This window comes from Pseudoteredinibacter isoporae, assembly GCF_040372805.1.
In the GTDB taxonomy this organism is placed as follows: Bacteria; Pseudomonadota; Gammaproteobacteria; order Pseudomonadales; family Cellvibrionaceae; genus Pseudoteredinibacter; species Pseudoteredinibacter isoporae_A.
Genome location: NZ_BAABWJ010000005.1, coordinates 167,355 through 182,257, shown reverse-complemented (window position 1 = coordinate 182,257; position 14,903 = coordinate 167,355). Strand labels below are relative to the sequence as shown.

General features: G+C 50.2%; 11 protein-coding genes. 8 read left to right on the top strand and 3 right to left on the bottom strand.

What is annotated here, in order from left to right:
- Positions 1 to 348 precede the first annotated feature (348 nt).
- From purL to ABWW03_RS12110, 5 genes are all read left to right on the top strand, one after another.
- Positions 349 to 4,218 carry a phosphoribosylformylglycinamidine synthase gene (purL, locus tag ABWW03_RS12130; protein WP_353408601.1) on the top strand — a complete coding sequence of 1,290 codons (3,870 nt, stop codon included), beginning with the start codon at positions 349 to 351 and terminating at the stop codon, positions 4,216 to 4,218.
- A 36-nt stretch (positions 4,219 to 4,254) separates the two neighbouring features.
- Positions 4,255 to 4,740, top strand: a complete 486-nt coding sequence (locus tag ABWW03_RS12125; RefSeq protein ID WP_353408600.1) for an NUDIX domain-containing protein — start codon at positions 4,255 to 4,257, stop codon at positions 4,738 to 4,740.
- 66 nt (positions 4,741 to 4,806) lie between these two features.
- Complete coding sequence (locus tag ABWW03_RS12120) at positions 4,807 to 5,418, top strand: FKBP-type peptidyl-prolyl cis-trans isomerase (RefSeq protein ID WP_353408599.1); 612 nt, start codon at positions 4,807 to 4,809, stop codon at positions 5,416 to 5,418.
- 123 nt (positions 5,419 to 5,541) lie between these two features.
- Positions 5,542 to 5,850 (top strand): DUF3144 domain-containing protein, encoded by a 309-nt coding sequence (locus ABWW03_RS12115; protein ID WP_353408598.1) that lies wholly within the window; start codon positions 5,542 to 5,544, stop codon positions 5,848 to 5,850.
- 68 nt (positions 5,851 to 5,918) lie between these two features.
- Positions 5,919 to 6,833, top strand: coding sequence for a hypothetical protein (locus ABWW03_RS12110; protein WP_353408597.1), 915 nt, complete (start codon positions 5,919 to 5,921; stop codon positions 6,831 to 6,833).
- A gap of 111 nt (positions 6,834 to 6,944) precedes the next feature.
- Here the strand turns inward: ABWW03_RS12110 and ABWW03_RS12105 are convergent, their stop codons facing one another.
- Both ABWW03_RS12105 and ABWW03_RS12100 read right to left on the bottom strand, forming a co-directional pair.
- Positions 6,945 to 7,997 carry an energy transducer TonB gene (locus ABWW03_RS12105; protein ID WP_353408596.1) on the bottom strand — a complete coding sequence of 351 codons (1,053 nt, stop codon included), beginning with the start codon at positions 7,995 to 7,997 and terminating at the stop codon, positions 6,945 to 6,947.
- Between the two features lie 297 nt (positions 7,998 to 8,294).
- Positions 8,295 to 9,704, bottom strand: a complete 1,410-nt coding sequence (locus ABWW03_RS12100) for a DEAD/DEAH box helicase (RefSeq protein ID WP_353408595.1) — start codon at positions 9,702 to 9,704, stop codon at positions 8,295 to 8,297.
- A gap of 279 nt (positions 9,705 to 9,983) precedes the next feature.
- Between ABWW03_RS12100 and ABWW03_RS12095 the strand changes: the two genes are divergently transcribed.
- On the top strand, positions 9,984 to 10,532 hold the full coding sequence (locus tag ABWW03_RS12095) for a hypothetical protein (protein ID WP_353408594.1): 549 nt from the start codon (positions 9,984 to 9,986) through the stop codon (positions 10,530 to 10,532).
- A 38-nt stretch (positions 10,533 to 10,570) separates the two neighbouring features.
- Here the strand turns inward: ABWW03_RS12095 and ABWW03_RS12090 are convergent, their stop codons facing one another.
- On the bottom strand, positions 10,571 to 12,388 hold the full coding sequence (locus ABWW03_RS12090; protein ID WP_353408593.1) for an ABC transporter transmembrane domain-containing protein: 1,818 nt from the start codon (positions 12,386 to 12,388) through the stop codon (positions 10,571 to 10,573).
- 327 nt (positions 12,389 to 12,715) lie between these two features.
- Between ABWW03_RS12090 and ABWW03_RS12085 the strand changes: the two genes are divergently transcribed.
- Both ABWW03_RS12085 and ABWW03_RS12080 read left to right on the top strand, forming a co-directional pair.
- Complete coding sequence (locus ABWW03_RS12085) at positions 12,716 to 13,144, top strand: PaaI family thioesterase (protein ID WP_353408592.1); 429 nt, start codon at positions 12,716 to 12,718, stop codon at positions 13,142 to 13,144.
- Between the two features lie 260 nt (positions 13,145 to 13,404).
- The gene (locus ABWW03_RS12080; protein WP_353408591.1) at positions 13,405 to 14,823 is read left to right on the top strand and encodes a sodium-dependent transporter; all 1,419 of its coding nucleotides are present in this window, start codon (positions 13,405 to 13,407) and stop codon (positions 14,821 to 14,823) included.
- Positions 14,824 to 14,903 lie beyond the last annotated feature (80 nt).

Here is a 14,903-nt window from a genome sequence, read left to right as displayed (position 1 = left end):
TTCCCCGGTCGGAAGCTGCTCAAATGGCCTGCAGGTCATGGAAATAGCGGCTTTGGGGTAATTTGTGTATGTGCGTTTATGTGTGGACCTAAAGGCCTTATACGGCGATTAAAGGTGGGCTTTTTGAGCGAGTTTGATCGGTCCTTGACCACTTCCTGCTAAGGCGGTCATTTGGGGCGTTTCATGCCTTGGTATCTCGCTGTGAAAAAGGGCGATAAATGCACGATTCAAGCTTGGCTCTCGCTAGACCGCGGGCAGGCAGCCTAGTACAATACCGCGCCTATCTTCTAGGCCCCGTTAGGCCCCTGGAACTGGCTAACTCCCTGCTTTAAGAGGCGATTTAACACTATGCTGACCCTTCGCGGCGCTCCGGCACTTTCTTCTTTTCGTAAACAGAAACTTTTACAGCAGTTGCAAGCTGCCGACCCTTTGGTCACGGCGGTCTATGCTGAATATATGCATTTTGCTGAGTTGACGGCAGAGCTTAATGGCGATGAGCAAAATATCCTCGCCAAATTGATGCATTATGGCCCCAGCGAAGCGGTTGAAGAGCCCGAGGGCCAGGCTTACATCGTCGTTCCCCGTCCCGGTACGATCTCTCCTTGGTCCTCAAAAGCGACGGACATTGTGCACAATGCCGGCTTGGGCAAGGTAGAGCGTGTAGAGCGGGGTATTGCCTATTATGTTGTTGGCGCTGAGCGCAGTGATGTCATTGCGGCACAGTTGCACGATCGTATGGTCGAAACGGTGTTTCCTGACAGCGAGCAGGCCAGTGCTTTGTTTCGCCATGAGACGCCCAAACCTTCGAGCGATGTCGACATTTTGGGCGGCGGTCGACCCGCCTTGGAAAAAGCCAATGTGACACTGGGTTTGGCACTGGCGGATGATGAAATCGACTATTTGGTGGACAGCTTTAAGGAGCTGAATCGTAATCCGGTGGATGTTGAGCTGATGATGTTCGCTCAAGCTAACTCGGAGCACTGCCGTCACAAGATCTTCAATGCCAGTTGGACCATTGATGGTGAGGAACAGGATTTGTCCCTGTTCAAGATGATTAAAAATACCTACGAGCGTGGTGGTGACAATGTGCTGTCGGCCTACGCCGATAATGCTTCGGTCATCCGTGGCTCCAAAGCCGGCCGTTTTTACCCCGATCCAGAAAGCCGCCATTATCGTTTTAGTCAGGAAGATATCCATATCCTGATGAAGGTGGAAACCCATAACCACCCAACAGCCATCGCGCCGTTCCCCGGTGCAGGAACGGGCTCAGGCGGTGAGATTCGCGATGAAGGTGCCGTGGGTAAGGGGTCTAAGCCGAAGGTTGGCCTGGCCGGTTTCACCGTTTCCAATTTGCAGATCCCTGAATTTATTCAGCCTTGGGAGCAAGATTACGGTAAGCCTGGCCGCATTGTGTCGGCTTTGGACATCATGCTCGAAGGCCCCATTGGCGGCGCCGCGTTTAACAACGAATTTGGCCGTCCGAATATCTGTGGTTACTTCCGCAGCTTTGAGGAGAATTTTGATGGTGAGCGCCGTGGCTACCACAAGCCCATTATGTTGGCTGGCGGTTACGGGAACATCAAAGAAGAGCATGTTGAGCAGAATGAGTTTGATGCGGGCACCAAGCTGATTGTATTGGGTGGACCTGCCATGTTGATTGGTCTGGGTGGTGGTGCCGCGTCATCCATGACTTCCGGTTCCTCCAGCGAAGATTTGGATTTTGCTTCGGTTCAACGTCAGAACCCGGAGATTGAGCGTCGTTGCCAGGAAGTGATCGATGCCTGTTGGCAGCTTGGCGAGGACAATCCCATCGCTTTTATTCACGATGTGGGTGCTGGCGGTTTGTCTAATGCTTTCCCGGAACTGGCCAAAGATGGTGGGTGTGGTGCGCACTTTGAATTGCGCAATGTGCCAAACGATGAGCCGGGAATGAGCCCATTGGAAATCTGGTGTAATGAATCACAGGAGCGTTATGTTCTTGCCGTGAATCCAGAGAATCTGGCGCAATTCGAAGCGATTTGTCAGCGCGAGAGAGCGCCATATTCGATAGTGGGTACTGCGACCGATGATGATGTGTTGATTGTGAATGACACCCATTTTGATGCCAAGCCTGTCGATTTGCCTATGTCGGTATTGTTTGGCAAACCACCTAAAATGCATCGCGAAGGTGACAAGCGTGTTTATAACACGATGGCCTTTGATGGCAGCCATATCGAGCTGGGCGACGCCATTCGCCGCGTCTTGCAGCACCCATCCGTCGCCAGCAAGAGCTTTCTGATCACCATTGGTGATCGCACGGTGACTGGACAGGTCGTACGTGACCAGTTTGTTGGCCCTTGGCAGGTACCGGTGGCGGATTGTGCTGTGACGACGGCCGCGTACGACACCTTTAGCGGAAATTACGCCGGTGAGGCGATGTCGATGGGTGAGCGTACTCCGGTGGCCTTGTTGGATGGTCCCGCGTCAGGACGTTTGGCGATTGCGGAATCGATCACCAATATAGCCGCCAGTGCAATTGCGGACATTCAGGATATTAAACTGAGTGCGAACTGGATGTGTGCCGCTGGCCACCCCGGTGAAGATGAAAAATTGTTCCGCACCGTTGAAGCGGTGGGTATGGATTTGTGTCCGGAGTTGGGTATCACCATCCCGGTCGGTAAAGATTCCATGTCCATGCGCACAGCCTGGCAGGAATCGGGCGAAGACAAAGCTGTGACGGCGCCGCTGTCCCTGGTGATTACGGCTTTCGCACCGGTGAGCGATGTCCGTAAGACCTTGACCCCAGAATTGCGCAGCGATAAAGGCAGCACGGATCTGGTCTACATTGACCTTGGTAATTTACAGCACCGCATGGGCGGCAGCATTCTTGCTCAGGTTTATAACCAGATGGGGGATGTGCCTGCCGATGTGGACAGTGCTGAGCAGCTGAAAGCATTTTTCAGCATCGTTCAAAACGCCAATCAGGAAGGCAAGCTGATTGCGTACCACGATAAAGGTGACGGTGGTTTGCTCGCGACCGTGGCGGAGATGTCCTTCGCAGGTCGTGTGGGTGTCGACATTAACATTGATCTGTTGGGCGACGATGTTCTGGCGGCATTGTTTTCTGAAGAGTTGGGTGCGGTTGTACAAATGCGCCGTGAGGACGCCAATGATTTTATTGCGCAGTTTGAAGCGGCCGGCATTCACGCCAGCAAGCTGGGTTGGCTGAACGACAAAGACTGCCTGCGTATTGAAGCCGCAGGGGCCGTTATTTACGAACAAGAGCGCTCGGTGTTGCAATCTTTGTGGTCTGAAACCAGTTATCGCATGGCGGCACTGCGTGACAACGCCGATTGCGCGCGTTCCGAATTTGAGCAGATCAGCAAGGTCGATCCAGGCTTGAGTGCCAATCTGACCTACAAGCCAAGTGAAGACATTGCCGCACCGATGATCGCAAGCGGCGTGAAGCCGAAGGTCGCCGTGCTGCGAGAGCAGGGGGTTAACAGTCACGTCGAAATGGCGGCCGCCTTTACCCGCGCCGGTTTTGAAGCCATAGATGTGCACATGAGTGATATCCTCGCCGGTCGGATTGATCTGGCGAACGTGAAAGGTCTGGCGGCTTGTGGTGGTTTCTCTTACGGTGATGTTTTGGGGGCTGGTGAGGGCTGGGCCAAGACAATTTTATTTAATGAGCAGGTGCGTGATCAGTTCCAGACTTTCTTTCATCGTGATGACAGTTTTAGCCTTGGTGTGTGTAATGGTTGTCAGATGATGTCGAACCTGAAGAGCTTGGTGCCCGGTGCGGAACATTGGCCGCGCTTTGTACGTAACCGTTCTGAACAGTTCGAGGCTCGTCATTCCATGGTCCAGGTACAGGAGTCTCCTTCTGTGTTGTTAGCGGGCATGGCGGGTTCCAGTATGCCCGTCGCGGTATCCCATGGTGAAGGCCGAGCAGAATTTGCCAGCGATGAATCATTGCAGGCTTGCCACGATTCCGGTTTGGTTGCACTGCGATATGTAGATAATCAGCTGCAAGTGAGTGAAACCTACCCGATGAACCCGAACGGTTCGCCATTGGGTATTACCGCGTTGAGCAGCGCAGATGGTCGTAGCACGATCATGATGCCGCACCCAGAACGTGTCTATCGTGCTGTGACAAACTCCTGGCACCCGGATGATTGGGAAGAGGATGGCGCCTGGACACGCTTGTTCCGCAACGCTCGTGTGTTTGTTGGCTGATAAGACCAGGCCGGCAGAAGCCATAAGGATAATAAAATGAAATTTTGCCCTCAGTGTAAAGCCGACATGATCAATGCGCTCATCGATGGTGAAGAGCGTTTGGCCTGTGCGGATGTGCAATGTGGTTTTGTGCATTGGAACAACCCGGTGCCTGTGGTTGCCGCGATTGTGGAATACGGTGACAACATTGTGCTCGCACATAATGTGCAATGGCCTGAAGGGATTTTCTCAGTGATTACTGGCTTTGTTGAGCAAGGCGAAGACCCCGAAGAGGGAGTGCTGAGAGAAGTGCAGGAAGAGTTGGGTTTGAATGGGTTTGATCCTAAACTGGTTGGTGTATACCCATTTCCGCAGATGAATCAGGTCATCATTGCTTATCATGTGAGAGCCGCGGGCGAAATAAAACTGAATCATGAATTGGATGCGACTAAACTTGTCCCCGTGGATGAGTTGCAAGGTTGGGATTTCGGAACCGGCCTGGCGGTAAGGGATTTTGTTGCCGCTCGACTCAGTGATGCCTGAAGCGCATCGTTGAACACAAGAATCACGGCCGGTATCGCTGGCCCATTAACACATTAAGAGAGAGCTATGTCATTCGAATCACAAGAACAACACGCTAGCTATGGTATTGGTCGCCAAATGGCTGATCAATTGGCACAGAGTCCATTTCCCGGTTTTGACCGTGAAGCCGCGCTGGCTGGCTTTACCGACGCTATTCAAGGCGAAGAAAGCCAGGTGTCTGGCGCCGACATCAATGCCGCATTCCAGGCGATCCAGGCTAAGCTACAAGCCGAAGAATCTGAGCGTGCCAAAGTGATGGCGGGTGAAGGCGAAGAATTCCTGGCCAACAACGCCAAGCGCGGTGAAGTGTCGATCACCGAAAGCGGTTTGCAGTACGAGGTATTGCAAGCGGGTGAGGGTAAGATTCCTCAAGCTACCGACAGTGTCAGTGTGCATTATCACGGTACCTTGATTGATGGCACTGTGTTTGACAGCTCTGTCGATCGTGGTCAGCCTGCCGAGTTTCCCGTAACGGGTGTGATCGCCGGTTGGGTAGAAGCGCTGCAATTGATGCCTGTTGGCTCCAAGTGGAAGCTGTTTATTCCCTATCAGCTGGCGTATGGCGAACGCGGTGCCGGTGGCGCGATAGGGCCGTACTCAGCATTGGTTTTTGAAGTAGAGTTGCTGGCAATCGTTTAATCAAAGGCGATAGGCCCAGTTGCTGATGAAACCCGGCCTGTGCCGGGTTTTTTGTAGGGTAGGTTTAAGGTGACATAGAATTGTCATTACCCTGTTACTTTGAGTTTGTATGGTGGTGTGTTTATGAGTGATCAGGATCTGGAACAGCTGTTTTGGAGCAGCGTTGAAGAATCATTATCTCTTGCCAATGAAAAAGCCCAGGACGCTGATCCTGGGGTGGTCAGTGAAGCCTTGATGTATGCCGCTGCACGATTTGCGACTTTTATTATGGCGGCTAATAGTGAAACCCAGGAAGATTTTGTCGAAGATCGTTCTGAGTATTTCAAGCACTTGGCCGCCCGCTTCCGAACGTTTTTGGATGATAATCTGGACGACTATGGTGAGAATTACCATGTCTTGCTTGAACGGCCAAATACCGAAGACGATCAGTGAGCAAACCATAAAAACTCTAAATAATTGCAGAGAACAGAAGAAGTAGAACAAAGATGATGAAATCAGGAATGTCTAGTATTAAACACTTTGGCCATTTGACAACACTTGCTGCAATGGCGGCCAGTGTTATGGCTTGTGTTTATGCGCCAGGTCAGCAGCACAGTGAGCTTGGCCTGAGCTTTGGTGACACTCAAACGCATAAGTTGGTTAAAGCCCTGGAAGAAACCTCAGGCTTGGCACAACATGGCGGATTGTTGTGGACCCACAACGACAGTGGCGATAAAGCTCGTATTTATGCCATGAATGAGCAGGGCGATATACAAAAGACGATTCTGATTGAAAATGGCCACAATTTTGATTGGGAAGAAATGGCCCATGACAAGCAGCATCTCTATGTGGCAGATATTGGTGATAACTTTGGTCAGCGTGAAGAATCGTACTTGTATCGCTTGGCCTGGAGTGATCTTGAGAAAGCGTCGGATAATGCTTCGGTGCAAGCCACGAAAATGACGGTTCGCATTGCTGGCAAGCCGAAGCAAGTGCCGAATAAAGAAGTGCATAATTTTGATTTTGAAGGGCTAACAAGCGTCGGGGATGAATTGTGGCTGTTCAGCAAGAATCGCCAGGACGGACACAGCAGTTTGTATCGCCTAACGAAAGACGACGCGGAGCAAACTGTGTCAGCGAGTGCCAGTTATCCTGTTGATATGCTAGTGACCGCTGTTGATTTTGATCAGGCTCGCAATGAGTTTGCCATCCTGGGGTATCAATTGGGGTGGAATGGCATGTCGAGTTTCCTGTGGCGAGTAAAACGCTCTGCTGACACCAGATCACTGGATTGGAGCAGTGCTCAGCGCTACGACATCGAGCCAGACGGACAATGGGAAGCGGTTGTTTGGGATCGCCAGAAAGCAGGTTTACTTTGGCTAAGCCGTGAGGGTAATCAGCAGGCCGACGTCGCTTTGGCAAAAACCCAGTTTTAAACCCTGATTGTTCCAGAAGTAAAAAAGCCCGCGAGTGACCTTGCGGGCTTTTTTATGATGGCTCGAGTGAGTTTCTGAACGATACGACAGTTCACATTCGATCAGACGGTGTCAGGTTTTTTTGGCCTGCTCCAAAAGCTCAAATCGACTGCCTTTTTCACCGCTGACAAATACCGTACAATCTCCCCAACTCTCAGGGGTGTTCCAGCTTTGGTTGGCTTTGTTGATATCGAAGCGGCGAATTTTATTCGCACAGCGAAACTCGATTGTGTTCAGTTTTCCGCTTTTTAGTTCTATGCCCATACTTTTCCGTAACAGGCTGTGATTCCATTGATGTTTTTCCGAGTCAATACTTCCCGTGGTATGAAGTAAAGGAATTGAGTCAAGTGTGGCGATAATATTGGCTTTATGTTCCACAACTTTGGCGAGTTCAGGCGTTTCTGATACGAGTTCTTTCGCCTTGTCTGCCGTGGTGAAGGCATCTTTGATCTTTCCCAGTTTTATTTGGGCATTGTAGAGATTAACGAGATTGCTGGCGTAGATCTTGGGCGGAAGGTTTTTGGCATTATATGCGACCGCTTTGCTCAGGGCTTTTATGTGGTTGTTTTCATCACCAGTGGCACTGTAATAACTGGATTTTAGCGCCTGTAACCAAGCTTGCTCGTATCGATTGCGAGTGTATTCATTTTCGAGCTTGTCTATTTGTTCGCTTACGCCGTCCAGTTTTCCGGCGAGAATTTGATCTCGAATAGTGCTGAATCGACTGGCGAAACGCTTATTCGCTCCGGGTTTGTCCCAGGCTATTGCAAAAGACACATACACTTTATTATCGCTGCTCTCGATGGCTTCACCATTGAGTTGTGCGGGCTGATACTTGAACTTACGCACCGCTTTTTTTGCATTCTTTTCGAAATTTTTTCGTCCGGATGAATCAATCAGGATAGGCTCTACAACATTACCCTCCTTGTCAACGATAACACTGAAAACGGCCCAACCTTCAATACCTCGACCCAACTCGGTTCGAGGATAACGAGGTTGAACTGTTGAGGTTAACTCGGCTTTATCAAAACGATAATCAGATATGCGCTCGGCGGCGCCGCTGCTATTGGCGAGTTTCGAATGTGCCAGTAATAGGCAAGGTAATAATGCCAGTAAACAACGCATAAACGCTCCTTGTCGACCCAGGCGTTGGGGGGATAAATTCAATCAGCGTGAGATGTTCGGCTGTAACATTGGCAATGTCAAGCACAGCAGTATTAATGTGCAGGGGTGCCCCTTAATTACATGCTTTTGTTTGGGATGTGTCCGAAGATATAGGAGTCGGGATTAGAGAGACAATATTGCGAGTGTTCGGTTGTGCACGGTGGGGTGAAAATTTGTAATCGGGTTAGGGGGAGGGACGTTGGTTGAAAAAGCTCACCGTTATGGTCTTGTGAGCTTTTTCTTGATCTAGCAACTCAGTCAGCTGTCTTGATCGTCTTTTAATGGTTTCCCTTTTCCTGGGCTGAATGCAGCACTGCCATCTCCGAGGGCTTGGGCCCTCGTTGTGCTGGCTTGTCGACGTTTGCCGATATTTTTTTGATCGCGTAAGCGTTTCTTTGGTTTGCTTTTCTTGCCGTTTTTATCTTCTTTTTCGCTGCGCTTTTTTACACCCGCTTTTTCGCTGCGCTTTTTTACACCCGCTTTTTTGCCGGTGCTTTTCACTTTTTTCGGGCCTTTGAAGTTGCTGGGCAATTCATCGATGTTGCGGGCTTCCATTCGAACGCCTAAAGAGGTCTCGATTTTAGCCATCAGATCCCATTCGTGGGCGCTGACCAGATTGATTGCAACGCCCTGGGCGCCAGCACGACCTGTTCTACCAATACGATGGGTATAGTCGTCGACATTGCGAGCCATATCGACGTTAATAACCAGATCGACGTCTTTAACATCCAGGCCGCGAGCGGCAATGTCTGTTGCGACGAGAACATTGATGTGATTTCGACGGAAGCGGTCCATGGTGCGATTGCGTTCGTCTTGTTCCATATCCCCGTGTAGCGTGCCAACGCGCTGTTTGCTGTAGGCCAAAAAGCCGCGCAGCTCACTGGCCAATGCTTTGGTATTGGTAAAGATAAGGGCTTTATTGAAGCGATCATTAGCCAACAGCCAGCTGAGCAACTGTTTTTTGTGCTGTGGTGTGTCGGATAGAATCCGCTGTTGTTGAATGTCAGGTTGGGCTTCGTCCTGACCTTCCATTGCAATGGATGTGGGTTCTTTGAGCAGATTGCTGGCCAGGTTTTCGGCCTTGGCGTGGCTCAGAGTGGCGGAGAACAAGAGGCTCTGATGCTGGCTGCCACATTCTCCGGCAATGCGTTCCAGGTCTTCGCTGAAGCCCATATCCAGCATTCGGTCCGCTTCGTCGAGAACCAGTGTTTCCAAATCGCCTAAATCAGTATTGCCTTTATCTATGTGCTCGACCAGTCGTCCGGGCGTTGCAATGATGATTTCAGGGTTCTTCCTCAGAATAGCTTTCTGATACTTGAATTCGGCGCCACCGGCGATCACTGCAGCCTCAAGGCGGCAAAATTTATTCAGCAAGGTGGCCTGTTTCAGAATCTGGCGGGCCAGTTCACGAGTAGGGCAAAGGATCAGGGCGCGGGTACCGGTTTTGGGTGAGTCCTGTGCTAATAGGCGTTGATACACCGGCAACAGAAAAGCCAGGGTTTTACCACTGCCGGTGGCGGCTGAAACCATCAGGTCCTTACCCTCCAATACTGCGGGAATCGCGGCTTCCTGCACAGGGGTCGCGGCCTGCAATTCCTGTGCTTCCAGAGCTCGGTGCAATTGTTGGTCCTGGATAAGCTCTGTTAATGGGGTGTTACTCGGTTTCAAAGGCCTGACCTCGGGATGCTGGGTAGTGCATGGATGGTACATGCGGAAAAGGGGGAGGATTATAGCTGAACTTACCGGCTTAGGACATCTTGCCGGGTCCAGGATTTGGTTCCGATTTTAGTGTGGCAAGACCGAACGTTACTGTGAGTAAAAGCTCTGAGGAGAGAATCTGAGAATCATAGTCTTGTCCGATTGCCAGGACGGTGTATTCAGATGACTATTCTGGGCTGTTTCTTAGTTCCAGAGTCGATCCGGAATTTACCCAGTATGGAGGGGAATATGCCAAGGAATGAACCCAAAATAGGTGCTGAACATAAAGGAATACAGGATCCGGGAGGTGGACGTTTGATTGCCAAGGCCTTGTCTTTCGATGTGAAAGGTGAGTGTGTCAATGATGCATCATGGCTCAAGAACGCCGCGACAGAATGCTCGGGCGACGATCCTCAAAGTTCAGTTGATGAATCAAATTGGTTATACGCTGAGACACTTGTGCAGCATGGCGACTGCCTTGAGGCCTTGCAGGTCTATTCAGCGCTCAAAGAACTTGATGAAGAGCGTGCCTGCATCGGTTTGGCTACCGCTCATCTCGATATGGGGTATGCGGATCTGGCATTGATCGAGATTGATTCTGTGTATAAGCCCGATTCTCCGGAGCGGGTGCAATTGCTGAAGCTAAAGGCACTCTACTATCTGTCAGAATTTCCAGCGGCCGCAATTGTGATTGAAAACATACGGTGTTCACGCAAGGAACCGAGTGGGGAGCTGAAGGCTTTGTTGGCGAGAGTGCTGTTCGACAGTGAAGCGAGGTTGTTGGAATATGAGGCCTGATTCAGGCCCCATTATTTTTGATGCACAACTTCGGTTTATTACTGATTAAATTGCAACTCGGCCAGGCGTTTATACAGAGGGGAACTTTCAATCAACTCACTGTGGCTTCCCTGGGCCACAATCCCACCTTCATCCATGACGACAATATTGTCTGCGTGAGTGATCGTTGCCAAACGGTGCGCAATGATCAAAGTGGTGCGGTTTTTCATCAACTCATTCAGAGCAGCCTGAACATGGTATTCGCTTTCCGCGTCCAGCGCACTGGTTGCCTCGTCTAGCAATAGAATGTCAGGGTCTTTCAAAATGGCTCGGGCGATCGCGACGCGTTGGCGTTGGCCGCCGGACAGTTGAGCACCTTTCTCGCCCAGTGGCGTCTCATAGCCTTGAGGCAACTGCATGATAAAGTCATGTGCGTGAGCTGCTTTGGCGGCCGCGATGATTTCTTCTTCACTGGCGGTCATTTTGCCATAGGCAATGTTATGTGCGACGGTTGCCGTGAAGAGAGCAGGTTGTTGCGGCACCAATGCCATATGGCTGCGTAATTCTTCCGGGCTCAGTTGGCGTAAATCAATGCCAGCAAGTTCTATACTGCCGGTATGTGGATCATAAAAGCGCTGCACCAATTCAAATACTGTCGACTTGCCCGCGCCGCTTGGGCCAACTAATGCGACCGCTTGCCCGGATTCAATATTCAAACTGAAGTCGTTAAGTGCTTTTTGATCGGGGCGGCTCGGATAATTGAAATTGAGGTGTTTAAACTGCAACTGACGCGCATGCTCGGGCAGCAAGGTTGGCTTCTCTTCGGTGGTGTTGTTTTCAGAGATGTAAAGTTTGCTCTTTACATTCAGCAATTCAACCAGGCGCTCTGCGGCACCCGCCGCTCGCTGAAGCTCACCAAAAACTTCGGACAGAGTGGCGACAGCACTTGCGACCATAACGGCGTAAAAAACAAATGCGCCGAGGTCGCCACCGCTCATTTTACCTTGCAGTACGTCATAGCCGCCGACCCACAACATGCCACTGATCGCACCGAAAACGAAGAGAATCACCGCTGCAATTAATAAGGCGCGATGTTTAATGCGTTTGCGTGCCACATTGAAAGCGGCCTCGACTTCGCCCGCAAAAGCCTGGCGTTCATAATTTTCCTGGCCAAAACTCTGAACAGTTTTGATATGTTCAATGGCTTCGCCAGCATAACTGCCCATGTCAGCGATACGATCTTGGCTGCTGCGTGAGAGGTGCCGCACGCGACGGCCAAATATCAGTAAGGGACCGAGAAGTAGGGGGACCGCGCTCAATACGATAAGGCTTAATTTAAAATTGGTGAGCAGCAGCATGAGCAACCCCCCCACAAATGTCAGGCTGTTGCGCAGAGCCATTGAAAGTGAAGAGCCAATGATGTTTTCCAGCAGACTGGTATCGGTGGTTAAGCGAGACATAATCTCGCCACTGCGATTGGTTTCAAAAAAGCTGGGCTCAAGAGTCAGTAAATGATCGAAGACTTTGGTCCGGATGTCCGCGCAAACGCGCTCTCCCAGCCAGGACACCAGATAAAAGCGAATAAAGGTACCGAAGGCGATAACAGTAATGATGCCGACTAAAAAGAAAATGGCTTGATTGAGTTCATCAAGGGAACCGCCGACAAAACCTTGGTCAATAAGCAGGCGAACCGCTTGTCCGATGGCCAGGCTCGCGCTGGCTGTTAACAGCAGCGCGAACAAGGCGGCAATAAGTGTTTTTTTATAAGGTGTAACAAACGGGCTGAGTTCGAGGAGTATGCTGAGACGTTTGCGTTTTTCGTCTGATTGCGCCTCGCTGTTGGTGGCTTCTTGGGTTAGATCCAAAGTTTCGCTCATGGTGTTGTGATCAACTCGTTCAGGGAAAAGGCATCAAATGCGGTGGCCATCTGATGATTGTGTTTTCTGAAGAAACATAGAATGACCATCGCCAGGAGAGATGACAAGGTTTAAAGGGCTAGTTTTTGTAAAGCCTTTTTCAGGTTTTTGGTCAATGTGGCAACTTTTTTGTGCAATTGGGGAGTCGGCTGTGCGGGATGGATTATCCTGAGCAAATCGGTTAATGCTTTGTCACTTCTGGTAAAGCGAATAGGGCCCTCGGGGAGTATGATTGGGCTTATGGCTCGCGAGGTGTGCGAGATGACGATGATTCAACGGAGAAGAATAATGAGTGAGGCGAAAGACGTAGGCATCAGCATTCCCATCATTGGCCATATGGGCGCTGACGTTCTTGAGGTCAGTCCTGGGCGGGTGAGGGCAAAAATGCCACTGGCTCAGAATGCAAACCATGTGGGTACCATGTATGCCGGTTCATTGTTCACCTTGGCGGAGTTCCCGGGTGGCGTGCTGTTTCTTGATTACCTGAATGGCGAGAAAATTTACCCTATTGTGGCCGAAATGAACATTCGATACCGCCGCCCGGCCCTAACGGATATCCACGTAGATATGCAGATGGACATGGCTGATCTGGACCGTATGAAAGAAGAAACCTTGGCGAACGGTAAGGCTGAAATGAATCATCGCCAGGAGTTGACCGATGACAGTGGTGAGGTCGTGGCTATTTCTGAAGCACGCTATGTGTGGATTAAAGCGTAAATGTTAATCGCCTTCCCTCGGGGGCTGTTTAGCCCCTAATACTTCCCTTTCTTTTTGTTGTTTTTTGAACTCTTCTCCTGCTGCCCTTTGCGGCCCGGGCGTTACTGCTCGTCTATTAAAAAATCCATTTGCTGTCCGTTGATACTTTCTTGGAAGTCGGGCTTGTGTACTGGAATAAAAGCCCCAAATGGGCGATGATGACCAAAAAATTGGGCTGTTTTGCCCAGATGATAAAACGATAAAATTAGAAGAGACAATCTATGACTGCAGCCAGAGAGCATTTTGGGTCCCGTATCGGATTTATTCTGGCCGCCGCGGGTAGTGCGGTGGGTATCGGTAACCTGGTGGGTTTCCCGGTTGGAGCCGCCAAAAACGGTGGGGGCGCCTTTCTATTCATCTATGCACTGTTTGTGCTATTGATATGCTTACCTGTCATGATGGCTGAGTTGGCCATCGGTCGACGTTTTCAAAAAGACCCTTTAGGTGCTTACAGCAGCTCTACAGGTGGTGGCCTGTGGTCGATCGCCGGCTGGTTGTCCGTGATCACGCCTTATATGATCGCCGTGTTTTACAGTGTGATCACGGTCTGGATCTTTGGTTACCTGGTCGGCGCCCTGATGGGGAACCTGGATCAGCTAGCTGACCCGTCTTATTTCGGTCAGTTTATCAACAGTAATGAAGTGTTTATCCATCTGATCGTGGTGGTAGGGCTGGTGTACTTCATTCTGGTCAGCGGTGTTAAAGACGGCATTGAAAAGGGTGCCAAAATCCTGATGCCGGGTCTCTTCATTATGTTGATAGGTCTGGTGATCTTCGTTTTGACTTTAGATGGCGCTATGGCGGGCGTGAAATATTACATCGTGCCGGATTTCAGCAAGATTAATGCGTCGGTAATCAACGGAGCCTTGTCACAGGCGTTCTTCTCTCTGTCTTTGGGTATGGGTATTTTGATCACCTATGGCTCTTATATGGAGCGCCGTGAAAACGTTGTGGGCTCAGCGAAATTTGTGGCGTTGACTGATACCATGGTGGCGTTTTCGGCCGGCTTGATGATTCTGCCCGCAATCTTTTCTTTTGATCCCGCGACGGATACTGATGCGCTTAGTGATTCTTCGGTCAGCCTGATTTTCAGCTTCCTGCCAAAAATCTTCCTGGCTATGCAGGTTAGCATTGGCTATGTCGGCGCCAGCATTGTGGCAATCTTGTTCTTTACCCTCGTATTCTTCGCGGCATTGACTTCCTTGGTTTCCATCACTGAAGTACCCACTGCCAGCTTGGTTGACGAAAAATGTTATAGCCGCAAAAAAGCACTGGGTATTCTGGGTGTAAGTATGGGTATTTTCACCATTGCTTGTATTTTGAGCTTTGGTCGCGTGGACTTCCTAACTCAATTTATGGAGTATGCCGGTGCGAATAAATCCCTGTTTGATGTGATTTACGATATTTTCTACGACACCATTTTGCCATTGAATGGTTTGTTGGCTTGTTTGTTTGTGATCTACCGCTGGAAGAAACATAATTTTAATGAAGAGCTGGAGCAGGGCGATGAAAGCTACAAAGGTTCCTTTGTCGAGAAGTACGTTAACTTTTCGCTGTCGACCTTTATTCCTGTCGTTCTCTTGTTGATCTTTGTGAATACCGTGGCCACTAAGTATTTCGGTCTGAGCTTTTTCGGCTAAGTGTATGAGCTATCCAAGTATATGAGTTATTGTGTAAGGCCATTAAAGGTCTGAATGAAAAAAGGGCTGGAGTGAAAACT